The 26163-nt window shown below is 63.7% G+C and carries 21 protein-coding genes; 7 read left to right on the top strand and 14 right to left on the bottom strand.

Translation table 11 applies throughout. From position 1 onward, the window contains the following. Positions 1-70 precede the first annotated feature (70 nt). Together AC5I5I_RS05295 and AC5I5I_RS05290 are read left to right on the top strand one after the other, a co-directional pair. Positions 71-619: a sigma-70 family RNA polymerase sigma factor gene (locus tag AC5I5I_RS05295; RefSeq protein WP_495970610.1), complete on the top strand. Its 549-nt coding sequence runs from the start codon at positions 71-73 to the stop codon at positions 617-619. Continuing rightward, entirely contained in the window at positions 616-1254 is a 639-nt protein-coding gene (locus AC5I5I_RS05290; protein ID WP_495970608.1) for an NrsF family protein, read from the top strand. The genes AC5I5I_RS05295 and AC5I5I_RS05290 overlap by 4 nt, the downstream gene beginning before the upstream one ends. On the opposite strand, the gene AC5I5I_RS05285 is transcribed toward AC5I5I_RS05290, so the two are convergent. Further along, positions 1225-1563 carry a hypothetical protein gene (locus AC5I5I_RS05285; protein ID WP_495970606.1) on the bottom strand — a complete coding sequence of 113 codons (339 nt, stop codon included), beginning with the start codon at positions 1561-1563 and terminating at the stop codon, positions 1225-1227. The two genes, AC5I5I_RS05290 and AC5I5I_RS05285, sit on opposite strands and share 30 nt — an antisense overlap. Before the next feature lie 273 nt (positions 1564-1836). Here AC5I5I_RS05285 and AC5I5I_RS05280 point away from each other — a divergent pair, with 273 nt between their 5' ends. Together AC5I5I_RS05280 and AC5I5I_RS05275 are read left to right on the top strand one after the other, a co-directional pair. Next, entirely contained in the window at positions 1837-2808 is a 972-nt protein-coding gene (locus AC5I5I_RS05280; protein ID WP_495970604.1) for an alpha/beta hydrolase, read from the top strand. Between the two features lie 132 nt (positions 2809-2940). Beyond that, entirely contained in the window at positions 2941-3945 is a 1005-nt protein-coding gene (locus AC5I5I_RS05275; protein WP_495970602.1) for a sensor histidine kinase, read from the top strand. Here the strand turns inward: AC5I5I_RS05275 and AC5I5I_RS05270 are convergent. From AC5I5I_RS05270 to AC5I5I_RS05245, 6 genes are all read right to left on the bottom strand, one after another. Next, entirely contained in the window at positions 3885-5666 is a 1782-nt protein-coding gene (locus AC5I5I_RS05270; protein WP_495970600.1) for an SLC13 family permease, read from the bottom strand. The genes AC5I5I_RS05275 and AC5I5I_RS05270 overlap by 61 nt on opposite strands. A 70-nt stretch (positions 5667-5736) precedes the next feature. Beyond that, complete coding sequence (locus tag AC5I5I_RS05265) at positions 5737-7053, bottom strand: TRAP transporter large permease (RefSeq protein WP_495970598.1); 1317 nt, start codon at positions 7051-7053, stop codon at positions 5737-5739. Continuing rightward, the gene (locus AC5I5I_RS05260) at positions 7050-7577 is read right to left on the bottom strand and encodes a TRAP transporter small permease (protein ID WP_495970596.1); all 528 of its coding nucleotides are present in this window, start codon (positions 7575-7577) and stop codon (positions 7050-7052) included. The genes AC5I5I_RS05265 and AC5I5I_RS05260 overlap by 4 nt, the downstream gene beginning before the upstream one ends. Positions 7578-7650: 73 nt before the next feature. Next, a complete protein-coding gene (locus AC5I5I_RS05255) occupies positions 7651-8781 on the bottom strand; it encodes a C4-dicarboxylate TRAP transporter substrate-binding protein (RefSeq protein ID WP_495970594.1) in 1131 nt (376 codons plus the stop codon). Between the two features lie 220 nt (positions 8782-9001). After that, positions 9002-10210: an FAD-dependent oxidoreductase gene (locus AC5I5I_RS05250; protein WP_495970592.1), complete on the bottom strand. Its 1209-nt coding sequence runs from the start codon at positions 10208-10210 to the stop codon at positions 9002-9004. Beyond that, positions 10207-11319: a 5-methyltetrahydropteroyltriglutamate--homocysteine S-methyltransferase gene (locus AC5I5I_RS05245; protein ID WP_495970590.1), complete on the bottom strand. Its 1113-nt coding sequence runs from the start codon at positions 11317-11319 to the stop codon at positions 10207-10209. Before AC5I5I_RS05245 ends, AC5I5I_RS05250 begins: the two co-directional genes overlap by 4 nt. 170 nt (positions 11320-11489) lie before the next feature. Between AC5I5I_RS05245 and AC5I5I_RS05240 the strand changes: the two genes are divergently transcribed. The 3 genes from AC5I5I_RS05240 (at position 11490) to AC5I5I_RS05230 (ending at position 15197) form a co-directional block, all read left to right on the top strand. After that, positions 11490-12188, top strand: a complete 699-nt coding sequence (locus AC5I5I_RS05240) for an alpha/beta fold hydrolase (protein WP_495970588.1) — start codon at positions 11490-11492, stop codon at positions 12186-12188. Between the two features lie 274 nt (positions 12189-12462). Next, the gene (locus tag AC5I5I_RS05235) at positions 12463-14802 is read left to right on the top strand and encodes a xanthine dehydrogenase family protein molybdopterin-binding subunit (protein WP_495970586.1); all 2340 of its coding nucleotides are present in this window, start codon (positions 12463-12465) and stop codon (positions 14800-14802) included. Then, positions 14766-15197, top strand: coding sequence for a hypothetical protein (locus AC5I5I_RS05230; RefSeq protein WP_495970584.1), 432 nt, complete (start codon positions 14766-14768; stop codon positions 15195-15197). The genes AC5I5I_RS05235 and AC5I5I_RS05230 overlap by 37 nt, the downstream gene beginning before the upstream one ends. Before the next feature lie 174 nt (positions 15198-15371). Here the strand turns inward: AC5I5I_RS05230 and AC5I5I_RS05225 are convergent, their stop codons facing one another. From AC5I5I_RS05225 to AC5I5I_RS05195, 7 genes are all read right to left on the bottom strand, one after another. Continuing rightward, positions 15372-16640, bottom strand: coding sequence for a pyridoxal-phosphate-dependent aminotransferase family protein (locus tag AC5I5I_RS05225; RefSeq protein WP_495970582.1), 1269 nt, complete (start codon positions 16638-16640; stop codon positions 15372-15374). Positions 16641-16642: 2 nt separating this feature from the next. Further along, positions 16643-18064, bottom strand: coding sequence for a dihydropyrimidinase (gene hydA / locus AC5I5I_RS05220; RefSeq protein ID WP_495970580.1), 1422 nt, complete (start codon positions 18062-18064; stop codon positions 16643-16645). A 134-nt stretch (positions 18065-18198) separates the two neighbouring features. Beyond that, positions 18199-19239, bottom strand: coding sequence for a lytic transglycosylase domain-containing protein (locus tag AC5I5I_RS05215; protein ID WP_495970578.1), 1041 nt, complete (start codon positions 19237-19239; stop codon positions 18199-18201). Between the two features lie 196 nt (positions 19240-19435). Further along, on the bottom strand, positions 19436-22897 hold the full coding sequence (locus tag AC5I5I_RS05210) for an EAL domain-containing protein (protein WP_495970576.1): 3462 nt from the start codon (positions 22895-22897) through the stop codon (positions 19436-19438). Between the two features lie 182 nt (positions 22898-23079). Beyond that, complete coding sequence (locus tag AC5I5I_RS05205; RefSeq protein WP_495970574.1) at positions 23080-23709, bottom strand: glutathione S-transferase family protein; 630 nt, start codon at positions 23707-23709, stop codon at positions 23080-23082. Positions 23710-23764: 55 nt separating this feature from the next. Beyond that, complete coding sequence (locus AC5I5I_RS05200; protein WP_495970572.1) at positions 23765-25099, bottom strand: metal-dependent hydrolase family protein; 1335 nt, start codon at positions 25097-25099, stop codon at positions 23765-23767. 82 nt (positions 25100-25181) lie between these two features. Then, positions 25182-26159: a c-type cytochrome gene (locus AC5I5I_RS05195; protein WP_495970570.1), complete on the bottom strand. Its 978-nt coding sequence runs from the start codon at positions 26157-26159 to the stop codon at positions 25182-25184. Between the last annotated feature and the right edge of the window lie 4 nt (positions 26160-26163).

The following is a 26163-nucleotide window of genomic DNA, read 5'->3' as shown; positions in this document are numbered from 1 at the left end:
CGGTTCGGCAATGCTGTCACCGGCATGTAACAATGTGCCTGGCGGGACCGAAGAGACGGGAAGAGGCGGCTTGAAGGATCGCGAGGCGCAATGGGCGGACCTGATGCGGGCGGCGCTCGCCGGTGACGGCGCGGCCTATGAACGCTGTCTGCGCGAGATGGCGCAGGCCTTGCGTCCGCTGGTGCGCCGCGGGCTCTATCGCGTCGGTGCCAATCCGGCCGAGATGGAGGATGTGGTGCAGGATATCCTGATCGCGGTGCATCTGAAGCGGCAGACATGGGACGCAACCCGTTCGATCGGACCGTGGATCTCAGGCATTGCGCGCTACAAGATCATCGATGCCGCGCGCCGCCGCGGCGGCCGCATCGATCTGCCGATCGAGGATTTCGAAGACGTGCTCCCCGCTCAGGCAGAGCCTGAATCCGTGAACGACCGCGACGTCAGCCGCTCGCTCGAAGCGTTACCGGAGGGGCAGCGCAAGGTGGTGCGGGCGATTGCAATCGAGGGCTCATCGATTGCGGTCACGGCGCAGACATTGAACATGAGCGAGGGCGCCGTCCGGGTGGCGCTGCATCGCGGACTGGGAGCCCTGGCGAAACGCCATCGCGACGAGACATGAAGACCGACGATCTCATTCGTGCGCTCGCCGCCGATCGCGAACCTTCCGGACCTGCGCCGGGCAGAGCGCTTACGCTTGCCGCTGCGCTCGGCATCGTACTCTCGGTGCTGCTCTTCCTGTGGCTGGTGCCGCTTCGGCCCAATCTCGGGGAGGCAGTGATGTCCTTTCCGTTCGCGCTGAAGCCGATCGAGATGGGTATTCTGGTCGTGGTCTCGGCGATTGCGGTACTGCGACTGGCCAGGCCCGGTGCGCCGCTCGGCTGGACGCTACTCGCGGCAGCTGTCGTGCCGGCGATCATGGTGGCCGGGGTTGCCGTCGAACTGATGCAGGTGCCGCGTTCGGAATGGCTGGTGAAGCTTGCGGGCGTTCACTGGTACATGTGCGTGCTCAACATGGTGCTGCTGTCGCTACCGATCCTGGCGGCGCTTCTGTTCGGATTGCGATACGGCGCCCCGACGCGGCCGGTGCTCGCCGGCGCTGGTGCCGGACTTCTCGCAGGCGCGCTGGCGGCAAGCCTTTACATTGCGCATTGCCCGGACGATTCGCCGCTCTTCGTCGCCGCGTGGTTCACGCTCGCGATTGCGATCGCGACCGGGATCGGCGCGCTAGCGGGCCGCCGATTGCTGCGCTGGTAAGGCGCGCGCGCCGGACGCATCCTGCCTGACCGATGCGCGGCAAACGCCGGACGGCCTGCGCATTGTGCTCTCGTCGAGGATGCAGGCGCTTGCGGGCGACACCGTCGTTGCCTGAGCCACGACCATGGGGCGGTTGTTTCTGGTGTCGAAACACTGCTCCGCATGCGCGGCGGTTGAAATCAGCAGGCTGAGGGCGGCGGTAGTTCCGAGCGGGAAGGTCCGGCGGGACCAGGCGTTCATGAGAAGCGCAAAGCGTCCCGATTCATGGTCGGCTGGCATGTCTGCTCCTTCAATGTCGGTTGCATCCACGTGGCGGCCTCGTTCGCCGCGTGCAATGTCCGCGTCCCCGTCTTTCGAAACCGCTCAGCGCCGCGCTCAAATTCGACGAAAAGATTTGGCGAAGGCAGCGGGAAAACACGTGCGAATGCGTCGATTATTGCGTGCATCGGGCGGCGGGGGATGCGGCCATGTTGCGCTGGCCAGCGCATGCAAGCCCGCTAATAATGTCGCTGGACATGCCACAGCGAGGTCATCATGTTGCGCCGAACCGAACCTACCCACTCACTGAGCCGCCGTAACTTCATGACCGGAACCGCCGCAGGTCTCGTCGCCGCATCGCAAGTCCCGACCGAGCAAGCCCAGGCCCAGACGGCTTCGCCGCCGGCGGCCGCGCCAAAAGGCCCGCCGGTCTGGCTGGATCTCGATCAGAAAGCGCTGGACGACGCCTACGACCAGGCCAAATACGCCCCCAACAGGCTTCAGGTCGTCGGGCGCTACCGCACCAACAGCGACCTGACGCGCAAGCGGCTTGGCGCGCCGAAGCGGCTGAGCTACGGCGCGACCCCGATCGAGGCTTTCGATCTGTTCGCGACCAAGGCGCCGAATGCGCCGATCAATGTGTTCCTGCATGGCGGCGCCTGGCGCGCGGAGCTTGCGCAGTATTACGCGTTCCCCGCCGAAATGTTCGTCAATGCCGGTGCCCACTACATCTCTGTCGATTTCAGCAATGTCACCGAGACCGACGGCGACATCATGCCGATGGCGGACCAATGCCGCCGCGCTGTTGCATGGATCTACAAGAATGCGGCGAGCTTCGGCGGCGACCCGAACCGCATCTATCTCTCCGGGCATTCGTCGGGCGGCCATCTCGGTGGCGTGGTGATGGTGACCGACTGGGAGAACGACTTCGGCCTGCCGAAGGACATCATCAAGGGCGGTCTGCTGGTCTCGGGCATGTACGACCTGAAACCGGTGCGGCTGTCGGCCCGCTCCAGCTACGTGAAGTTCACCGATGCGTCGGAGCAGGCGCTGTCGTCGCAGCGCCATCTCGACAAGCTGAATGCGCCGGTTATCGTGGGCTATGGTGCGCTGGAGACGCCGGAATTCCAGCGCCAGAGCCGCGATTTCGTCGAGGCGGTAAAGAAGGCCGGCAAGAGCGCCGAGCTGATCAAAGGCGATGGCTACAACCATTTCGAGTTCATCGAAACGATGGCCAATCCCTACGGCCAGCTCGGCCGCGCGGCGCTTGAGCAGATGAAGCTCGCGCCGGGTTAGTTGCGCGGCGCGATCAGGTCGCTCCGAGGTGGATATTTGCGTCTTTTGACATGTCGGTGCCGCGACCTTCTGCCTTTTTGATAATGCAGCGCGGCTGCTGCGGCTGTTAAGGTTCCGCAGGGGGAGTCGTGGATGCTGGGCGACTGGCTGCGCCGAATGACCGACCGTGCGTTTGCACCCATGTCGATCGGCGCCTTCGTGTTTGCAGGTGCTTGCGTCGCGGCAGCGACCGCACTCCGCTACGGGCTGGGTTACGTCAATCCCGACCTGGTGCCCTACGCGGCCTATTTCCCGGCGGTGCTGGCGGTCGCATTGTTTGCGGGGGCGCCCGCCGCGATTGCAACGGTTCTGGTGTCGATCCTGGCCGTCGGGTGGCTGTTCGGGCCGCCGGGCTCTCTCACGCGCCTTGAGGTATTGAATGCCGGTCTGTTCACGCTTGCCTGCGCGATCATCGTCGTGTTGGCGGAGGCCTACCGGCAACTGGTCGACCACTACCGGCTTCAGGAAAAACAGAAGAACCTGATGCTGCGCGAGCTCGAGCATCGCGGCAAGAATACCTTCTCGGTGGTAGAGTCGATCGTGCTGCAGACGCTTGCTCACGATCCGGATACGGCCAAGGTCATTACCGGCCGCATCCGGGCGGTATCGTCGACGAACGACATCATCAGCCACGCCGCCGATCTGCAGCCCGATCTGCACACCCTGATCCGGGCGAAATTCGAACCGTTCGGAGAGTTTCGCGCCAATCTCAGAGGCGCGGATATCAAGCTGCCGGCGGATGCGGCGCGCAACCTGTCACTGGTATTCCACGAACTCGTCACCAATGCGATCAAGCACGGTGCGCTCTCGCGTCCGGAGGGGCGTATCGAGATATCCTGGAGCACCGACGATACGCATCTCACCATCGACTGGGTCGAGCGGGGCGGTCCGCGTACGTCGCCCCCCGAGCAGCGCGGCTTCGGCTCGCGTCTGGTCGCCGGCTGCGTGAAAAGTCTCGGCGGCAAGGTTGATGCCGCGTTTCCCGCCGAGGGCCTGGAATGCCGGCTGCAGATTCCACATGGCCGCGTGTCGGCCGGTCAGCGTGCCGCTAGCGGCCAGAACAGCGCGATTAGCGGCACGCCTGCGAGTACGACATAGACCGAGAGCGGCAGCCCGAGCTTCCAGTAATCGGTGAAGCGATAACCGCCGGCGCCCATCACCAGCGTGTTGGATTGATGCCCGATCGGGGTGAGGAAGTCGCAGGCGGCACCGATGGCGACCGCCATCAGGAACGGATCGGGTGACAGGCCGAGATTTGCCGCAAATGCAGCCGCGATCGGCCCCATCACCAGCACGGTCGCCGCATTGTTGAGAAACGGCGTGACAGCCATTGCCGCGACCATGATCAGCGCCAGCATCCCGAGCGGCGGCAGCGCGCCGGCCGCGGCCGACAGCCAGCCCGCGATAACATCGGTTCCGCCGGTGGTGCGCAGCGAGTCCGAAAGCGGGATCAGCGCTCCCAGCATGACCAGGATTGGCCACTCGACCGCGTCATAGGCTTCGCGCAGCGAAATGGCCTTGAGCAGAATGATGATTGCGGCCGAGGCAAAGAACGCGATGGCGACCGGCACCAGATGCAGCGCCACCAGAAGCATTGCGACGGCCAGCACGATCACCGGAATGAAGCCGCGGCGGCCGCGGCCCAGCGCCAGTCCGCGCTCGGCCAATGGCAGCACGCGCAACGCGCCCAGGGCTTCCGGCATCGTGTTCAGATCGCCCTGCAAAAGCACCACGTCGCCTTCCTTCAGCCGGACCGACCGCAATTGATGCGCGATCCGCTTTCCGGCGCGACTGACCGCGAGCAGGTTGACCTGATAGGTATCGTAGAGGCGCATCCGTGCCGGGGTGTTGCCGACCAGCAGCGATTCCGGCGTCACGATCGCCTCCATCACACCGATATCGTCGGACGGCGTGTCGGTCTCCTTTGTCACCTCATCGCGCACCAGGGTCAGCTTGGCGGCGCCGACCGCACGTTCGAGCGCCGCCGGTTCGCCTTGCAGGATGATGACGTCGCCCGCCCGCAATTTCATCGCGCCCGATGGCGAAGAATTGCGTTGCCGGCGGCGGAGGATCGCCAGCACCTCGACCTCGTTGTCGGCGAGCGCCTCGAGGTCCTTGACGGTCTTGCCGGCAAATTCGGACTCCTCCGGCACCGACACTTCGGTGGTGTAGCCTTCGAGATTGAAAGCCGCGTCCATCGAGGCCGCGCCCTTGCGCTCGGGCAGCAGCCGCCAGCCGAAAGCGAGGAACGCCACGCCGCCGATCGCGAGCAGGGCACCGACCGGCGCGAAGTCGAACATGCTGAAGGGCGTGCCGAGCACTTCCTCGCGGACGCGAGACACGATGATGTTCGGCGAGGTACCGACCAGCGTGACGATGCCGCCGAGCAGCGATCCGAAAGCCATCGGCATCAGCATGGCGGAAGCGGGTGTGCCGGTCTTGCGCGCGAGCTGGAAGGCGACCGGCATCATCATCGCGAGTGCGCCGATATTCTTGACGAAGCCGGAAAGCGCTGCGACGACCGCGGTCAGCATGAAGACCTGAATTGCGGGCGTGGTCAGGTAGGGCGCCAGCGGACGCAGCAGTGTCTCGATCACGCCCGAGCGCGCCACAGCAGCGCTGACGATCAGGGCACTGGCGACGATGATGACGATGTCGTCGGCAAAACCGGAAAATGCCTTGTCGGTCGGCACGATGCCGGCGGCGACGCCGGCCAGCAGCGACATGACGGCGACCATGTCATAGCGCAGCCGTCCCCAGACGAACAACGCCATCATGCCGGCGAGGATGGCGAAGGCGAGGATCTGTGGTGTTGTCATTCAGGGGTCCGGTGCGGGCGACAGGCAACGCCGCACCCCGCGCCGGGTTCCCTCCCGACAAAGCGCCTGGTCAGTTCATGTGGCTCGGCAGCCAGAGCGAGATCTGCGGGAAGGCGATCAGCAGCGTCATGATCACCGCTTCGCAGGCCAGGAACCAGTAGCAGCCGCGGAAGATGGTGGTGAGCGGGATCTGGTTGTTGAGCGCGCCGGACACCACATAAATGTTAAAGCCGACCGGCGGCGTCAGCAGCCCGATGCCGATATATTTCACCACCAGGACGCCGAACCAGACCAGATCGAGTTCGAGGGCCGCAAACATCGGCACGAAAACCGGGATGGTCAGCAGGATCATGCCCAGCGGATCGAGGAACATCCCGAGCACAAGATAGATCGCCGATACCGCAATCACCAGCAGCAACGGATCGACCGCCCAGCTTCCAACCAGTTCGGTAAACAGCACGCCGCTGCCGGACAGCGCCAGGAACTTGGTGTAGATCACCGCGCCGATGCCGATAAAGAACAGTTGCGAAGTGGTGCCGATCGCATCCTTGAAGCTGTCGACGAAGCCGTGCCACGACAGCTTGCGCTGCGCGACGCCGATCACGATGGCGATCAGCGCGCCGGCCGCGCCGGATTCGGTCGGCGACACCACCCCCCAATAGAGCCCGCCCATCACCGCGACGATGAGAACGAGGATCGGCCAGATTTCGCGAAGCGACGCCCAGCGCTCTTTCCATTTCTCGTCGTTGCTTGCGAATTCGACCGGAGGGCCGAGCTTCGGATTGAGCCAGCAGCGCACGACAATCATGATCATGTAGACGCCGGCGGTCAGCAGGCCGGGCAGAATGCCGGCGAGCAGCAGTTTCGCGATCGAGACTTCCGCGAATACGCCATAGACCACGAACAAGATGGAAGGCGGGATCAGTGCATCAAGCGTGCCGCCGGAGGCGCAGACGCCGGTCGCGAGCGCCTTGTCATATTTGTTCTTGAGCATTTCCGGCACGGCGAGACGCGCCATCACCGCGGCGGCGGCGATGCTCGAGCCGGACGCGGCGCCGAATCCCGCGCAGGCCCAGTTGGTCGCGACCGCGAGCCCCCCGGGCAATCCGCCGAACCAGGCATAGGCGGCGCGGAACAGCGCCGCGCCGATGCCCGAATTGGATGCGATCGCGCCCATCAACAGGAACATCGGGATCGCGGACAGATCCCAGTTCGCCGCGAACACGAACGGCGTGTCGCGCAGCACGCTGAGCGCGACATTGAAATTGCGCAGATACCACAAGCCCAGAAAGGCCACGCCGCCCATGGCGACGCCGATCGGGACCCGTAGCCCGATCAGGATCAGCATCATGACGATGCTGCTGCCGGCGACCTGGAGTGTGGTCACGCGCCTTCCTCCACCGGATGAGGCGCGGGCGGCCGCGGACCCTTGATGATGTCGTCGATGGTCTTGACGATCAGGTACAGCGCCATGAGCCCGGATGCGACCGGCGGCAGCCAGCGGCTCGGCCAGACCGGAATGAAGGATGTGCCAGCCTGCCAGACTTCATGGATGCGGGTCTGGTTTATGGCCTGCGAGCCGGTCTGGTAGATGAAGATGCTGAGATACAACAGCACTACGACTTTCACCGCGATATCGAGCCAGTGCGCGAAGCCGAGTGGCATCAGACGCGTGAAGATGTCGACCGAGATGTGAGTGTCGTTCTTCGCCAGATAGGCCCATGGCAGATAGGCGACGATCACCATGTAGTAGGCGGACACGATTTCGGTCGTGCCCTCGACCGGCTTGCCGAAGAAATAACGGCCGGTCACGTCGGCCGAGACGTGCAGCATCATCAGGAAGCCGGCAATGAGAGCGATCCAGAGGAAGAACTGGATCGGCCATTCAAGCCATTTCAGAAGGCGGTCCATGCCGGCAACGGGTGCTGGAAGCGAAAGGAAGGTGGGCCGCGACGCGAGTGACGTCACGGCCCGGCAATGATTGTCAGAGCTTGTTGACGTCGACCTTCGAGAAGATCTCGGTGTTCAGCGCGTCGACGAACTTGTTGACGTCGCGGCCGATCGCCGGCGAGAGCTTGCGCCACTTTTCCAGGTTCTTTTCATACGCATCGATGATCGCGCCGGGATCCTTCAGGCCGAAGCTCTTGCCGGTCTCGACGTTCCGGGCCTTCTGCACCTTCTGATACTCGGTGGCGATCGTCTCGAAATCGGCATCGGGCTTGATCATCTGCACGCCCTTGTCCTTGATGACCGCCTGCAGGCCTTCCTCGTTTGCCACAATGAAGTTGCCGATCGCCATCTCGGCGCTGAGCTTCACCGCTTCTTCGAGATGGACCTTCTTCTGTTCCGGCGTGAGCTTGTTCCACGCATCGCGGTTCATGAAGAAGCCGAGCGCGGGTCCGCTGAGGCCGAGCGGCATGTCGACGACGTATTTGGCGAAGTCGGCATAACCGAAGGTACGCAGCCAGTCGGCAATGCCGTGCTGGCAATCGAGACCGCCGCGCTGCAGCAGGCTCACGGCCTCGACCAGCGTCGCGCCGACCGGGACGGCCCCCGCCATCTTGAGCATGTCGGCATTGCCGCCGGCGGCGCGAACGCGCTTGCCCTTCAGGTCGGCGAGCGACTTCACCGGCGTCGTGCAGGCCAGGAGATAAGCCGACGAGGTCCAGCCGCCGAGCGAGACCGCGTTCAGCTTCTTGACCTCATCGAGGCATTCCGGACAGTTGAAATAAACCGTCTCGAGCGCTGCGCCGGTCGATGCGACGACGTCATTGTGGCCGAGCACGATGGTCGAGTAGAGCATGAACATGGCCGGCACGGTGTTCGGCACATATTGCGGGATCGCAAGACCGGCCTGGACGAGGCCGTCCTTCACGCCGGTGAAGGTGGTCTTGCCGTCGACCAGCTGGCCGCCAGGGATCAGCTTCCATTTCACCTTTCCGCCGGTCTTTTCCTCGATCGCCTTGAACATGCCAGGCATGACCTTGGCGTTCTGGTATTCGCGGGCAGGCGTCCAGCTGCCGTAGATGAGTTCTTGAGCGGGTGCGGGCTGCGCCGCGATCAGGCCGCCGGCCAGCGCAGCGGCGGACAACAACATCGAGCGATGTGAAACCATCGAATCCTCCCTGTGTAAGCCGATTTCGTTTTCGGTCTTGAGACGCAGGCTATAGTTTGAGGTCCAACAATTCAATCGCCTTCCTGCACAAAGTCTTGCCGTTAACCGCCCGCCCAATTCGGGCGTGAGGCCGGGCTTTGGGCCGGCGTCGCCTGCGCCATGTGCCGGGCCCGGTGCCGTCGTTCGATCGACGTGTCGGCGCTCGTGCTGCGCGCTGACGTCACTGCGCGAATTGCTGCGGAACGCCGATCGGCCGGCCCACCAGCTTGTAGGTGAAGGTCAGGGCTTCGCGCTGGAATTGCGGGTCGTCGCGCAATTTATTGAAGCGCTCATTGTCGGCGCGCTTCTTCTCCGGATCGGTTTCCTTGAGCCGCCGCTTGTTTTCCGCGGCGGTGGGCCCGGTCACTTCCCGGAAGACCCGCTGGCGCTCCTCCGCGTAGCGATCAAGCAGGTCATCCGGCGCTGCCCGTTTGATGACCGCGGGCAACGCGTCGCCTAACAAGTCGGCGTCCAGCAGACCGGAGGTCAGACCCAGGCCGCCAAAGGGATTGCAGACATGGGCGGCGTCGCCCGCCAGCAGCACCCGGCCGACTCGAAAACTTGCCGCACTGCGCTCATGAACCCGGAACGGCGCGAACGCTTCCAGCCGATAGGTGCCGTCGTCAGGCAGCAGGGCACGGTAGTGATCGGCGATTCGCGACTTGACGCCGTCCTCGGGAAGGCTGGCATCTTCGCCATAGGTCACGCGCCACAGGCCATGCCGGTCGACCTTGACGATCACCGCCCAATGCACAGGATCGATGATGAAATTCGCACGCGCATAGCCGCGCGCCTCGAAATCGTAGACCACGTTGGTGGAGACTAGCCGCTCCGGATGGGTGTAGCCCTCGAACGAGAGGCCGCTCGCGCGGCGCACCGTGCTGCTGCCGCCATCGGCGCCGATCAGCCAGTCGCAGCGCAGCTCCCGTGTCTCGCCGCCGGTGTCGATTGCCAGTGTCACGCCGTCGGCGTCCTGCTTCACGTCCATAACACGTGAATTCCAGCGCACGGTGGCGCCGGGAATGGTCAGGAAATTGCGCAGGATCGCGCTTGCGAGTTCATGCTGCGGCATGTGCAGGTTGAACGGATAGGCGGTGTCTTCCGGCGTCAGCACCGACATGTTCGGCGCCGCCAGAATGCCGCCGTCGACGGTCCGGAACTGGTAATCCTGCTTCAGGATGCCCGCGGCCTTCAGTTCGTCGAGCAGCCCGAGCCGGTCCAGCATCTCCACTGTCGGCGCGTGATAGACCACCGCGCGGGGCCACTGGATGATGTCAGGCTCGCAGTCCAGCACCAGCACCGGAATTCCGGCGCGCGCGATCTTCAGTGCGGCGACCAGTCCGACCGGGCCGGCGCCGGCAACGACGACACCGTCAAAGCGCTCGCTCATGCCGTCCCCCAGACGTCGCGGGCGGTCTCGACAATCAGGGCGAACTTGGCGAATTGCTCGTCGATGGTGAGAATATTGCCTTCCGCGGTGGAGGCGAATCCGCATTGCGGCGACAGGCAGAGCTGTTCGAGCGGCGCGTATTTCGCGGCCTCATCGATGCGCCGCTTCAAAGCGTCCTTGGTCTCGAGCTTGCCCGACTTGGTGGTGACGAGGCCAAGCACCGCCATCTTGCCCTTGGGCAGGAAGCGCAGCGGTTCGAATCCGCCGGAGCGCTCGTCGTCATATTCGAGGAAGAAACCCTCGACGTCGAGGTCGCTGAACAATGCCTCCGCGACATGCTCGTAGCTGCCTTCCGCCATCCAGGCCGACTTGTAATTGCCGCGGCAGGTATGGGTGCAGATGGTCATGTCCGACGGCCGGTCGGCGACGCAGTCGTTGAACAGCTTGATGTAGCGCAGATGCTGGGTCTCGGCGCCGTCGCCCAGCATGGCGCGGCGCGCCGGATCGTTCAGGAAAGACAGCGAGGTGTCGTCGAGCTGCAGATAGGTGCAGCCGAGCGCGGCCAGGCCTTCGATCTGCTGCCGGTAGATCTTGGCGAGATCGTCGTAGAACATCTCCCATTCGGGATAGACGTTGCGGTCGACGCCGCGGCCGGCGGGATAATGCATCATCGACGGCGAGGGGATCGTCAGCTTCGGGATCGCTTTCGAGGCGACCGACCGGAGGAACGCGAAATCCTCGGCGAAAACCGTATCGTCGAGATACATGCGTTCGCCGACCCGATAGGCCACGAATTCGAAATCGGTGCCGCCGGTTGCCGACCGGAATGGCACCTTGACCTTTTCCGTGAGCTTCTCGATCCCGCCGATCGCGTATTTGAAATCCATGAACCAGTCGACGCGGCGGAACTCGCCATCCGTCACCGCCTGCAGTCCGATGTCTTCCTGCCGCCGGACAACCTCGCGGACGGCCTCGTCCTCGATACGGCGCAGTTCCTCGGTGGAGATCGCGTCGCGTGCGCGCTCCTCGCGCGCCTTCAGCAGCGATGGCGGACGCAGCAGGCTGCCGACATGATCGGCGCGGAAGGGCGGGCGCGTTCGGGGGGGCATTGCGGGCGTTTCCTTATCGTTTTCTTTTTCGTTAGCGTGGCGACCGGCAGGTGGCAACCGGCATGTCCCACACATGTCAGATGTGCTTATTTTGCCTTTGCGTTTGACTTGATGACAATCGTTGCAAAATTCCGCTGAGCGGCATGAGCAAGACGTGAAGAGGGGGATACGTGGCCACAATCGTTGTTACGCATGGCGCCTGGTCGTCGGCCTGGGCCTGGCAGAAAATGCGGCCACTGCTGCGCGCCGCGGGCCATGACATTTTCACCCCGAGCTATACCGGACTTGGCGAGCGCGCTCACCTTGCATCGTCCGCGATCGATCTCGACACGCATATCGCCGATGTGCTCGGCGTGCTGCAATGCGAGGATCTGCGCGATGTGGTGCTGATCGGGCACAGCTATGGCGGCATGGTTGCGACTGGTGTGACCGATCGTGCGGAAGGCCGCGTCGCGAAGCTTATCTATCTCGATGCGTTTGCGCCGAAGGATGGGCAAAGTCTGTTCCAACTCGTCGGCGCCGAGACCGAAGCGAAGATGCGGGCAGGCGCTGCGGCCGGCGACGGGTGGCGCGTGCCGTCCAACCCGATGCCGCCGGATACGCCGGCGGATTATGCGGCTTGGGCCGCGTCACGGCGGATTCCACATCCGATGAAATGTTTCGAGCAGAGACTTTCATTGTCCGGCCGGCCGCTTCCGGTCGCAGGCTACATCTATTGCACACGGCTCGCGCCGGGCGACGTGTTTCGGCAATTCGCGGATCGCGCCAGGGCCGAGGGCTGGCCCTATGCCGAAATGGACGCGAGTCACAATCCGCACATCACCTGCCCGGAGGCCTTGCGGGATGTGCTGCTGGGAATGATGAAATAGCTTAGCCCGGACGGAGCGGAGCGACATCCGGGAGCGGTGTCGCTTCGTATGCGTTCAATCCTGCTGCGGCTCGGCGGATGAATGCCGGCATGAGCGGGGCGATCGGGCGGGCCGCCCTGATCCCGGCCTCGGACGCTGCGAGTTTCTGCACGGGCAGCGTGTCTATGGCCGACGGCGGCATGAATGCATGAGCCGCCGCGATACATCGCGCGATGACTTGATCGCGCGAAGCGGATAAGAGGGGGTGAAAGTCCACAAGGTTCCCCGATCCCGCATGACCTACCGCTTCATTGGAAAATCGCTGCCGCGCACCGAAGACCTGCGGCTCGTCCGCGGCCTCGGCCGCTACACCGCCGATCTCGCCTCGCGCGACGCGTTGCGCCTGTTCGTGGTGCGCTCGCCGCACGCGGCCGCCCGCATTGTGAAAATCGACACCGCCGATGCCGAACGGATGCCCGGCGTGCATCTGGTCCTGACCGGCGAGCATCCCGATATCGCCGCGCTCGGCTCGATCCAGTCCAAGGTCAAGCGCCAGGCCCCGGGTGGCGCGCCGAATTTCGAGCCGCCGTATCGCATCCTGTCACGCGAGCGGGCGCTTTATGTCGGCGATCCGGTCGCTGCGGTGTTCGCCGAGACGTTGGACCAGGCGAGGGATGCAGCCGAAGCGATCGCAATCGAATGGGACGCGCTGCCGGCCGTCACCGAAACCCGCGTTGCGGCGAATGAGGGCGTGGCCGAGCTGTGGCCGCAATCGCCGCGCAATGTCTGCTTTGTGTTCGATGCCGGCAACCGCGATGCGGTCGAGCAGGCCCTTGCGGGCGCGAAGCACACGGTCAGCGTGACCTATCCGATCAACCGCATCACCGCGGTGACGATGGAGCCGCGCACTGCGCTGGGCCAGTACGATTCGGTCGCAGAGGCCTATACGCTGCATTGCGGATTGCAGAATCCGCATGCGGTGCGGGAGAGTCTCGCCAACGATATTTTCCGGATCGCCGGCAATCGCGTGCGCGTGGTGTCACCCGATGTCGGCGGCGGCTTCGGACTGAAGGAGGCTGCGTTCCCGGAATATGTCCTGACGCTGGTCGGCGCGAAACTGACCGGCCGGCCGGTGCTGTGGGCCGCCGATCGTGGCGAAAGCTTCCTGTCCGACTTCCACGCTCGCGACGCGCATGCCACCACGACGCTGGGCCTCGACGAGAAGGGTCATTTCCTCGCGCTGAAAGTGGAAACCACCGCCAATATCGGCGCCTACATCTCGCCGATGGGTCTGCATGTCCCGACCAACAATCTCGGCGGGCTTGCGGGCGTGTATCGCACCCCGCACATCCATTCCCGCGTCACCGGCGTCTTTTCCAACACGCCGCCGACCGCACCCTATCGTGGGGCCGGCCGGCCGGAAGCGACCTATGCGATCGAGCGGGTGATCGACCTCGCCGCCAAGCAATGCGGCTTCGATCCGGTGGACCTGCGTCGGAAGAACCTGATCGCTCCCGACCAGATGCCGTGGAATACGAAGTTCGTATTCACCTACGATTCCGGCGAATTCGAGCGCAACATGGATGACGCGCTCGAGCTTGCCGAATGGACCGGCTTCGCCGATCGCCGCAAGGAGGCGAAGACGCGCGGCAAGCTGCGCGGCATCGGCATCGCCAATGCGATCGAGATTTCAGCCGGGCCTGCGCCCGCGCCGATGCCGGAAAGCGCCGAGATCAAGTTCGACCAGACCGGCGCCGTGACCGTGTCGATGGGCACGCATTCGCACGGGCAGGGGCACGAGATCACCTTTGCGCAGATCGTTGCGGATTTCCTCGGCATCGACACCGACGACGTGCGGGTGCGCTATGGCGACACCGACGTGATCGAATTCGGCACCGGCACCTTCGGCAGCCGTTCGGTGATCACCGGATCGAACTCGCTGCGCATTTCCGCCGACCGGTTGATCGAACGCGGCAAGGCCATCGCCGCCGTACATTTCGAGGCCGATGCCGGCGACATCGTGTTCGAGGCCGGACAATTCGCGATTGCAGGCACCGACCGTCGCATCGGCATCAAGGACGTGGCGAAGCTGTCCTATACGCTGCGCGATCCGTCACTCGGCGGCGCGTTCGGCTTCTCGGAGAAAACCATCGCCGCGCCGAAGGCCGCGACGTTTCCGAACGGCTGCCATGTCTGCGAGGTCGAGATCGATCCTGATACCGGGATCTGCCAGGTCCTGAATTATGTCGTGGTCGACGATGTCGGACGTGTCGTCAATCCGATGCTGGTCAAGGGCCAGGTTCATGGCGGTGTGGTGCAGGGGGTCGGACAGATCCTGTTCGAGAACATCGCCTATGACGAGGGCGGCCAGCTTCTGTCCGGCTCGTTCATGGACTATGCGATGCCGCGCGCCGCGCATTTCCCGCCATTCATCTGCAAGGCAAACGAGGTTCTGACCCCGATGAATCCGCTCGGCGTCAAGGGCGCGGGGGAGGCGGGTACGGTCGGAGCATTGGCGGCGGTGATCAACGCCATCGTCGACGCGCTGTCGCCCTATGGCATCGAGCATATCGATATGCCCGCAACGCCGGAGCGGATATGGCGAACGATCAACGACGCGAAGGCCGCGGGCTGAGAGCGGCGCTGCTGGCGCTGCCGCTGGCGGCGCTCGCCTGCGCCTGTTCGCGTGAGCAGCCGGCGGTGATCACGACCGAGCCGAACACGCCGCCGGTCAACTACAAGGCCGAAATCATCGCCTATCTGCGCACCTATCTGAACGACCCGACCGGCGTCCGCGGCGCATTCATCGCCGAGCCGGAATTGCGCAACATTCCGGGTACGCCTGCGCAGCGCTACATGGTCTGCCTGCGGTTCAACGCCAAGGACTCGACCGGAAAGTACGAAGGCAGCCGCGACCTGATGGTGGCGTTTCTGGCCGGGCGGCTCGATACGCTGGTCCCCGCGCGCAAGGAGCAATGCGAGAAGGCGAACTGGCAGCCATTTCCGGAGCTGGAAAAGCTGAGGCGGTAAATCCAATTGTTCTGGCCAGCAGGTCGGGGTTATCCACAACCGCGGTATCGGGGTCACGGTCCTGTAACAGGCAACCCCTAGACGAGCCTTGCGCCGGTCCAAATTGGTTCGGCCCCGTTCGTCAAGTCCCCTCAACGGTCCTGATCGCAATGCGATCCGGACCGTTTTTTTTGGCTATGACACTTTCGCCCTTTTTTCCGGCGCCTCCGCGGCGCGATAGACGGCGAGCGCCGCATCGGTGCCGGATCCGGCACGGAAGCCAGCCTGCCGCAGGCAAACCTCGAGCGCGGCAAGACACATCAGCACGCTCTCCTTGCGGCAGACATAGCCCATGGTGCCGATGCGCCAGATCTTGCCGTGCAGCGGCCCGAACGACGTTCCGATCTCGATGCCGAAATCGTTCAGCATCATGGAGCGCACCGCGTCGCCATTGACGCCGTCGGGAATATAGACGCCGGTGACGTTCGGCATCTTGTTGGCCTGATCGCCGAACAGTTTCAGCCCCATCTCGGTGAGACCTGCGGTGATCGCGTCGCTGGCAAGCCGGTGCCGGGCAAAGCATTCGTCGAGGCCTTCCGCGAGCACGATGCGGATCGCCTCGCGCGCGGCATAGAGCATCGATGTCGCCTCGGTGTGATGGTTGAGCCGCATTTCGCTCCAGTAATCCATGATCATGCCGAGATCGAAATAGTTCGACTGGATCACCGGGCCATCGCCATCGACGAAATTGGCCGGGCGAATGCCGCCCTCCACATGCCGCCTGCGCTTCACCACCTCGACGATGCGCTCATTGACGGTGACCGGCGAGGAGCCGGGCGGTCCCGACAGGCATTTCTGCAGACCGGACGACGCAGCATCGACGTGCCAGGCATCGATCGCGACATTCATCCCGCCGAGCGAGGCGGTGGCATCGGTGTAGAGCAGCACATCGTGCTTGCGGCAAATCGCGCCGATCTGATCGAGCGGCTGCGCCATCGTGGTCGAGGTGTCGCCGTGCACCACCGCGAGCACGCGCGGCTTGTGCTGCTTGATCGCCGCTTCGATCTCGTCCGGCGTGAACACCGTTCCCCAGTCGCGCTCGATGGTGGCGACCTCGCCGCCGCAGCGCTTCGATATCTCCGCGAGTAGAAAGCCGAATCGCCCGAACGACGGCACCAGCACCTTGTCGCCCGGCGAGATGATCGACACGAGAATCGCCTCGACGCCGGCGCGCGCGGTGCCGTCGATCAGCAGCGACCATTTGTTTTTCGTCCGATAGAGCTGGCGGATCAGCTCCATCGTCTCGTTCATGTAGGCCGTGAAGGCCGGGTCGAATTGCCCGAGCATCGGCATCGACATGGCGCGCAGGACGCGCGGATCGACGCCGACGGGGCCCGGACCCATCAGCAGGCGGGGCGGCGGATTGAGGTCGGAGAAGAGGGTGGTCTTTTGATGATCGCTCAAAGTTAAACCGCCGCACCGCGCGGCTTGGCCAGATCCGACTTCGCGCGCGGCACGTAATCCCCTGCACCGAGCGTGCCAACCAGCTTGCCGTCGCGCACCACGAACCTGCCTCGCACCATGGTCGAGACCGGCCAGCCCTTCACCTTGATCCCTTCGTAGGGCGTGTAGTCCGAGCCGCCATGCATCAAGGACTGCGAGATCGTTTCCTCGCGGTCCGGGTCCCAGATCGCGATATCGGCGTCGGCGCCGACCGCGATCGTGCCCTTCTTCGGATAGAGCCCATAGGTCTTGGCGTGATTGGTTGCGGTCAACGCCACGAATTCGTTCAGCGAGATGCGGCCCTTGCCGACGCCCTCTGAAAACAGGATCGGCAGTCGCGTCTCGACACCCGGAATGCCGTTCGGCACCCAGCGGAAACTTGTGCGGCCTTTCGGCGTCAGCTTGCCCTTCGGGTCGTCGTAGCGGAACGGACAATGGTCGGACGAGAACAGCGAGAAGATGCCCTGCTGCATGCCCTGCCAGCACGCTTTCTGGCTGGCCTCGTCGCGCGGCGGAGGCGAGCAGACATATTTCGTCCCCTCCATGTTGAGGCCTTCCAGGTCCTTGGCGGTCAGCACCAGATATTGCGGGCAGGTCTCGCCATAGACCTTCAGACCGCGCTGCTGCGCCCGTCGGATTTCTTCCATCGCCTCGCCGTTCGAGACATGCACGATCATGATCGGCACGTCGATCAGTTCAGCGAGCGAGATCGCACGGTGCGTTGCTTCGCGCTCGACCGGAATCGGCCGTGACGTTGCGTGGTGATGCGGCTCGGTCTTGCCGGCGCGCTCGAGGCGATCGGTCAGGAAGCGGATGGCGTCGTAATTCTCGGCATGGATCATAACCAGCGCGCCGGTGTCGCGCGCCACGCTCATGACGTTGAGCATTTCCATGTCGGACAGCGCGAGGCCTTCGTAGGTCATGAACACCTTGAAGGAGGTGTAGCCGTCATGCACCAGCGCCGGCAGCTCCTGGCCGAGTACGGCGTCGGTGGCATCGGCAATGATGAGATGGAACGACACGTCGATGTAGCACTGGCCGTCGGCCTTCTTGTGATACTCGGTGACGACCTCGCGCAGCGACTGGCCCTTCTGCTGCATGGCAAAGGGCAGCACCATGGTGTTGCCGCCAAATGCAGCCGAACGCGTCGCCGAGGCGAAATCATCCGCCATCACGATGTCGGGGCCGGAGGGCTGCGAGATATGGACGTGGCTGTCGATGCCGCCGGGCAGCACCAGCTTGCCGGTCGCATCGACGATCTCGTTCGCCGTACCGAGGTCGGCGCCGAGCGCCGCGATCCGGCCGTCCTTGATGCCGATGTCGCAGGCGAAGGTGTCGGAGGCGGTCGCGATGGTCCCGCCGCGGATGATGGTGTCGAACGTCATGGTGCAATCCCGATTGCACCCGTTCTAGAGCATGACGCGGAGAAGTGCGAAGCGGTTTTCGGACCACGTCATGCGCGGCCCCGGAGCGGATCGGGGGCAGGGATCATGCGGTCGCGGCTGAACGCGCGGACCGTCTAGCGCTTGGCGGCGCTGGTCTCGGCAAGCCGCGTCCTTCCGGCCTTGCCCCTGTCGGTGGGCGCGCGATCGGCGATCTTGGCGGGCTGCCGGGTTTTGGCCGCGGGCTTGTCGGCGACTTTTGCGATCGCCGGCTTGCTCTTGCCGCCTCGGCCCTTGGCCAGCAGCTTGCCGCGCTTGGCCTTGGCGGCGGCGGCCAGCCGGGCCTTTTCGGCGGCAGCCTTTTCAGCGGCGGCCTTGGCGGCGGCGACGCGGGCCGCCACGATCACCTTTGCGACCGGCGGCTCCAGCTGGACCGCGAGCTTCGCGGGCTCGGCTTCCCGGGACAGATCCGCGACGCCGTCACAAGGCGCGCGCGACGGCAGGTTCACCGCCAGTTCGATCTGGTTTTCCTCGGTCCATTTCTCCGGTTCGTGCCCGGTAATGGACTTCACGTATTGCCGCGTCTCCTGCGGGAGGTTGCCCCGGCGGGCCAGCCAGTCCATCACCCGGCGCGCCCCGCCATTATAGGCAGCGGCCGCGAGGCCGAGATTGCCGAACGTCTCGACATGCTCCTTCAGGAAGCGCGCCGAATGCGGCAGCGCATCGAGCGCATCGAACGGATCGCGCAAGCCCCGCTCGGCCGCAACCGCCGGCATGAATTGCGCAACGCCCTGCGCTCCGGCATGGCTGACCGCGCGCTGCTTGAACTTGCTTTCCTGCCAGATCAACCGGGCAAAAAATCCAGCCGGGATGCCATGGGCCTGGGCGGCAGAGGCGAGGGTATGGCAAAGCGATTCCAGCGGAACATCGGGCGGCGCCACCGGAGGGCCTTCCGGCTCGCGCAAGGCGGCCAGCTCGGCCTCGATCAATTCGCCTGGTACCGGGTTAAGCTGCACCCGGAAATCCACCTCGGTCGGAGCCGGCATGTCGAAAATTCGGGTTTGCCTGAAGCTCGGTTCGGCACCGATGCGCCAGTTTTGAACGGGAATGGCTTCCGAGCCGATATGTGTCGTTCCGGCGACCAGTGCGGCGCTGACGATCGTGAGCGCAAGTTTCATGCGCGCAAAATCTCCCCCGGCCGCGAGGAAGGCCGAAGGCCCGTCGCGCAGCTCACCTGATTGTCGTCTGAGGTGTCCCCTCGATGAAGTTTCGGTGATGCTGGGGAAAGCGGACACTTTTGTGAAAATGATGCGTTCCTGAGAAGGTCTTATCGCGAAGCCGGAACCAAATCGCGGCTGCTTTTTCGCCGCAATTCTAGCCCGCCGCGCGGCGCTCGTGCGCCGGGCGTCCCGCGATCTCGGCATATTCCGCGATCGGCTGCGGCCGGCCGATCAGATAGCCCTGCATCTCGTCGCAGCCTTCGCTGCGCAGCATCGACAGCTGCGCCTGGGTCTCGACGCCCTCCGCAACCGTGGTGAGGTCGAGGCTGCGCCCTAGCCCGAGCACTGCGCGAACGATAGCCAAGGATTGCGCATTCCGCTCCAGATTCGCGATGAAGGTCTGATCGATCTTGATCTTGTCGAACGGGAAAGACTGCAGATAGGAGAGCGACGAATAGCCGGTACCGAAATCGTCCATCGCGATGCGCACGCCGAGGGCCTTGAGCCTGCGCAGGATCGACACCGCGCGCGAGTAATCGTCCATCAGCGCGCCCTCGGTGATTTCGAGAACGAGCCGCTCGGGCGCAAGGCCGGTCTCCAGCAAGACCGAATGGACGATCGTCACAAGCTCCGGACGACGCAGCTGTACCGGCGACAGGTTGATCGCGATCTGCAATGGCTTGCGCCATGATGCCGCTTCGCGGCAGGCCTCGCGCAGCACCCATTGGCCAATCTGGTCGATCAGGCCGCTTTCTTCCGCCAGCGGAACGAAGGTGTCGGGCGGCACGAAGCCGCGGCGCAAGTGATCCCAGCGCAGGAGCGCTTCGAAACCGATGATCTGTCCGGTGACGCGCGCCTGCGGCTGGTAATAGATCTGCAATTCGTTGCGCGACACCGCGAGTGCGAGGTCGGCCTGCAAGGCGCGCCTGTCGTGCAGCATGCGGTCCATGTCGGCCTCGAAGAAGCGGACAGCGCTGCGGCCTTCGGCCTTGGCGCGGTAGAGCGCCGCGTCCGCATTGCGCAGCAACGCGACCGCATCAGTGCCGTCGGCGGGATAAATCGCTATTCCGACGCACATCCCGAGCCGGACCTTCCGTCCGTCGCAGTCGATGTCCTCGCTGACAGCGTCCACCAGCCGTTCCGCCATGGCGGTCGCAGCCTCGGGCATCGTCCCGTCCACGCAGATCGCCATGAATTCGTCGCCGCCAAGCCGCGCGAGGAAGGCGTCGCCGGCCGCGCCCCGCATTCGTCTTGCGATTTCGAGCAGGACATTGTCTCCGGCTGCGTGACCGTAGAGATCGTTGACCTCCTTGAAGCGGTCCAGATCGATGCACAGCAGCGCGAATTGTGTGTCGGACGCCGCGGCCTGCTCAACGGTCTCCGCGAGCTTCATGTTCAGAGAGGCGCGATTTGCGAGATCGGTGAGCGGGTCGTGATGGGCGAGATGCGCGATGCGGGTTTCGTTGCGCTTGCGTTCGGTTACGTCCTCGATGACCGTCAGGAGATATTCCGGCTCGCCACGCTTGCCGCCGATTGCGACGCGCTTGGATGCGACGTCGCGGAGACGTCCATCCAGAGTACGCGTAACGTGGAAGTCGACTGTCATCTGGCCGGTGCGCAGGGCTTCTTTGTCCCGCGCGACAATTACGGCGGCCTGCTCCCTGTCGAAAATCTCTTCGGTGGTCTTGCCGATCAGTTCATTTCGCGGGGCCCCCAGAAGTCCCTCGCCGGCGCGGTTCACGAAGGTGTAGACGCCAGTCTTGGCGTCCTTCACCACCAGCATTTCCGGAATGTTTTCGATCACGGCGTGCAACATTTTGCGCGCGCGCTCGAGTTCGCGCTCGCTGCGGTTTTGCTCGGTCACATCCTCGATGACGTTCAGGATATATTCGGGCGTCCCGTCCTTTGCGAAGATCACAATCCGCTTGGACCGAACATCGCGCGCCCGCCCGTCGAGCGTGACCACCGAGCGGCTTTCAATCGTGAATTGGCCACTGCGAATAGCTTCATCGTCGCGCGCGCGGACGTGGACGGCTTCGGATTCCGGGAAAATGTCCTCGCAGGTCTTGCCGACGAAATGCCTTTTTTGGACACCGAACAGCTTTTCGCCGGCGCGGTTGACGAAAACATATTCCCGGGTGGTTGCATCCTTGACGATCAGCGTCTCCGGAATGTGCTCGACCATGGCGCGCAGCATGTTGCGCGTCTGTTGCAGTTCCTTTTCGTCGCGTCGGCGCTCGGTAATGTCCTCGTGGGTGGCGACCCAGCCGCCGTCACCGGTCGGCCGGTTGGTGACGCAATAGGTCCGGGCGTCGCCCAGGTCGGACATCCTGGTCATCGTTTCGCCGGCGTTCATTTTCCGGCGCAGTTCGTCCAGGTACGTGTCGATGTCGTCGAAGAAGGTTCCGGCAGCGGTGCGCAGTTCAAGCACGCGCCGGATCGAAATTCCGGGTTTGATCTGATCGGCCGGGAGGCTGTAGAGGTCGACGAAGCGGTCGTTGCACACGACAAGCTCGCCCGCCGAATTATACATGACCAGGCCCTGGATCATGTGACTGACCGCGGTGTCGAGCCGCGCGTTGGCCTGTTCAAGCTCCGTCGTTTTTTCTGCAAGCCGGGCTTCGCGCTCGAGCAGCGAGGCCTTGGAGGCGGCAAGTTGCGCGAATTGGTGGTACAGCGCGTAAATCAGCAGCAGTGCGCATATCAGGGCCAGCGCCGCGCCGAGTCCGATCGCCGTTGCACGGTATTTCCAGCTGGCCAGAGCAGCGCTTTTCGGGACCCCGACATTCACGACAAGCGGCAAGTGCTTCAGCGGCCTGACCGACATCAGACGCGGGATACCGTCAAATCCTCCTGTCGATTCGAAATGCCCGCCGCCGTCCCGCACCACGCGATACCATTGTGAGGTGGCGGGTAGCCGGCGGCCGGTGATCCCGTCGATGTCGGGATAACGAACGAGAGCCAAGCCGTCGTCACGCAGCAATGCGAAAGCCTGCTGTCGTGACGCGTTAATCGAGCGATAGATGTGCTGGAAATAGGAGGGGTTGACGGCAGCAAGGACGAGACCGAGGAAGTCCCCTTCCGGCCCATTGATGCGCTTCGCAAAGAAGATATTGGGCTGTCCGCTGACGCGGTTTTGCAGAACGCTGCTGACGTAGAGCTTCGAATCCTGATGGTCGCGCGTATGGATGAAATAGTCGCGGTCGGAAAAATTGCTCGACACCACCGGCCAGCCCCGCGACGCATTGACAAATTGACCGTCCTTGTCGAGCAGCGCAATGACTTCGGTCTGCGGCAGCCGCGTCAGCCTTTCCGCCAGATATTCGTGGGTGAGTTTGCTGCGGATCGACGCGTTGTAGTCCCCGCCTGGGAGTTCGCTCTTCTCACTGACCCGTTCGGCGATCTCCGACATCGCGATGTCGATTGCCTGCACCGCTCGCGCGGTCTGTTCCGCCAGCACGATCGCGAGGTTGTTGGTGTCGTTGATGGCATCGTTGATCGCGTCGTTCCGCAAAGCGGCGAGCGTGGCCGCGATGGCGACCACCGCGACCCCGATCAGGCCGAGCGCCAGCAGCAACAATCCGCGAAACGAAAGACGAGGCAAGAAGGAGAACAAGGTCCGCGCTCCCCGGACTTTTTGTCGTTGCCTCCGTCATAGCGGGCGCGCTTTTTTGAAACGTGAAAAGCATCGTGCAATTCAAGATTGTTCTGAATCAATGCTTACTGGAAACGCACCAAGTGTTTGCGGCGCCGCGGTCGGACTTCGTTAACCAACGCGCGGCGCCGGACCTGAACATCTCAGGGCATCGGGATTTCGCCCACGTCCTTCGGCACCTTGTAGCCGCGCTGCACTGCGGGGCGTGCCGCGATCGTGGTGTACCAGCGCTTCACGTTGGGGAATTTGTTCAGGTCGACTTCCTGCCATTCGAAGCGCGAGATCCACGGCCAAATGGCGATGTCGGCAATCGAATAGTCGCCGGCGACGAAGTCGCGGCCTTCCAGCCTGCGGTCGAGCACCCCATAGAGCCGTTGCGCTTCCTTCGAATAGCGCTCCTCGGCATAGGCCGACTTGCCCTTGTTGTACTTCACGAAATGGTGGACCTGGCCGAGCATGGGGCCGGGGCCGCCCATCTGCCACATCAGCCACTCGATCACGCGGTAACGGTCTTCGCCCTGCTTCGGCAGCAGCTTGCCGGTCTTGTCGGCGAGATAAATCAGGATCGCGCCGGACTCGAACAGCGACATGCCGGTGTCGTTGTCGACGATGGCGGGGATGCGATTGTTCGGCGAAATCTTCAGGAAGGCCGGTGCGAATTGTTCATCCTTGGAGATGTCGATGGCGTGTGCCTTGTAGGGCAATCCCATTTCCTCGAGCGCGATCGAGGCCTTGCGTCCGTTCGGCGTCGTCCATGTGTAAAGATCAATCATCGTTTCCTCAGTTTATTTTCGGTAGCCCGGGGACACTGCAGTAGCAGCATCATGACTAGCGCGGCAGCGTATTTTTCGCGACTCTGCCATCTTTCATGATGACGAAAAAGTTTTTCGCTGGGTCGGCGATGAGCCCGATATTCTCCAGCGGATTGCCGTCCATCAGGATCAGGTCGGCAAGCGCGCCTTGCTCGACCACGCCGAGCTTGCCGGGATAAGGGCTGCGCAACCCGGACAATGCCAGCATTTCTGCGTTGGTCGAGGTCGCCATCTTCAACAGCTCTGCGGGGGTGTACCAGCGGGTCATCTTGGCGAGCATCGCGCCCTGGCGATGGGCCAGTTGCGGCGAGAACAGAATGTCGGTGCCGAAGGCAGTCTTGACGCCGTATTGTTTCGCAAAGCCATAGGCGCGATCGGTGCCGGCCACGACTTGCGCTTTCTTGTAATGCTGGATCGAGCCCGGCGGGAACGGTACCGCATCCTCGTCATCGAGGAACGGCTGGATGCTGAGCCAGATGCCCTTGTCCGCCATCATCTTCGCGGTGGCTTCATCCATCAGATGGCCATGGTCGATGACTTTGACGCCGGCCGCGATCGCGCGCTGCATCGCAGCGGAGGTGTAGGCATGCACCGTGACATAGGTGCCCCAGTTCTCCGCCGCCTCGACCGCCGCTCGCAACTCGGCCTCGGTGAAGGTCGAGACATCGATCGGCGAGTGCGGCGAGGAAACGCCGCCGCCAGCGGTCAGCTTGATCTGCGATGCGCCCAGCATGAGTTGCTCGCGCACCCGCATGCGCACCATGTCCGGGCTGTCGGCAACCATGGCGCCGCCGATGATTTCCATCCGGCTGAGCGGTGCGCCAAGCGCGCGCGGGATTTCAAACGTCTGGCGGAAGTCGCCGTGTCCGCTGGTTACGGTGATCATGGCGCCCGACGGATAGATGCGCGGGCCGGCCACCAGTCCCTGATCGATGGCCTGCTTCAATCCGAAGGCTGGCCCGCCGAGATCGCGAACGGTGGTAAAGCCACGCATCAGCGTGTCCGTGGCTTCCAGCGCGGCGAGAATATTGACGTAGCCGACATCGCCCGTGATCGCCTGTTGTGCGGTGGGACGCACCAGGATCGTGTGCCAGTGCGCATCGATCAGGCCAGGCATCAACGTGCGGCCGCCGCCGTCGATCACGGTCGTTGCGGCATCGGTTACGATACGCTCTGTGGAAATGCGTTCGATCGCATTGCCTCTGACAAGAACATTCGACAGCGCCGACAGCGCTGCGCTCTTGCCGTCAAAGATGCGGACATTGTTGAACAGTGTTTGCGCGCTTGCGGGCACGCTGGACACTGCGCCCAGCACGGCGATGCAGAACAGGCGGGTTAGCAGATGCGTCACGTTGTTCTCCCGGCGTCTTTGACAGACGGTATCGCACGGGAGCGCGCGCGGACAGGCCCGGAATTTCGCGCGGATTTCGGCGTCAGTTTTTCTTCTGCTGCGCCTTCAGCTTTGCGATCGCGGCCCGGATCGGGCCGAACGGTCCGTACATATGCTGCTTCTGGCTGAAGCCGTCGGCATAGGGACCGTAGGGAATATCGACCGGCTTGTTCAGGCGGTCCGGAAAATCCTTGTCGAGGTCGGCGCGTTTGGGGCGCGGCTGCGAGATCACATAGGCGCCGACGTCCCAGGCGTCCTGCTGCGAGACCCGCGGCAGGGTATAGCTGGTGCCGTTCGGCATGTTGAAATGCACGAAATTGGCGATCGTGATCAGCGTCGCCATGCCGGCGCCGTCGTTGAAGGAATCCGGTCCCCAGAGCGGTGGATTGAGGTAGCCGAAATTCGGCAGATTGCGATTGCGCAGCACGCCGCGTCCGTCGGCCTGATGGCAGGGCGCGCAGCTTTTTTCGTAAACCGTCTTGCCGCGCACCGGATCGGCGGCGCGCTTCAATTCCGGCATCTTGCCCGCACCGAGACCGGACAGCTTCTCGCCGCGCTTGGCGCCGGTGGACAGGAAATTGATATAGGCGACGAATGCCTGCATCTCCTCGGAATCGACCGGCAGGGGCTTGCCGTTCATCGACCGCGTCATGCAGGAATTGATGCGGTCCTGAATCGAAATCTCCTTGCCGGCCTCGAACGAATATTGCGGAAACAGACCCTCCAGGCCCCAGAGCGGGATGCCGAATTTCTTGGTGCCGGCATTCAGATGACAATTCGAGCAGGCGAGGTTGTTGCCGGCATAGCGCTTGGCCTCGTCCGGGACCGCGGGGCCGATGTGCGCATAGGTCGCGGTGACCAGATCGCGGCCGCGGCGGATCAGCATGCCGGCGGCGTCGTAGGGCAGGGCGCCGATCTGCGGCACCGACCAGGCAGGGTCCGCGGGCGAAGACAGATCCTGCGCCGACGCGGGATGGCCGAGTGCGAACAACGCAAGCAACGCAGCGGCGAGCCCGCGCATGCGC

Source organism: Pseudorhodoplanes sp. (assembly GCF_059499825.1).
The sequence above is the reverse complement of the archived record's forward strand: the minus strand, read 5'-3'. Positions and strand labels throughout refer to the sequence as shown.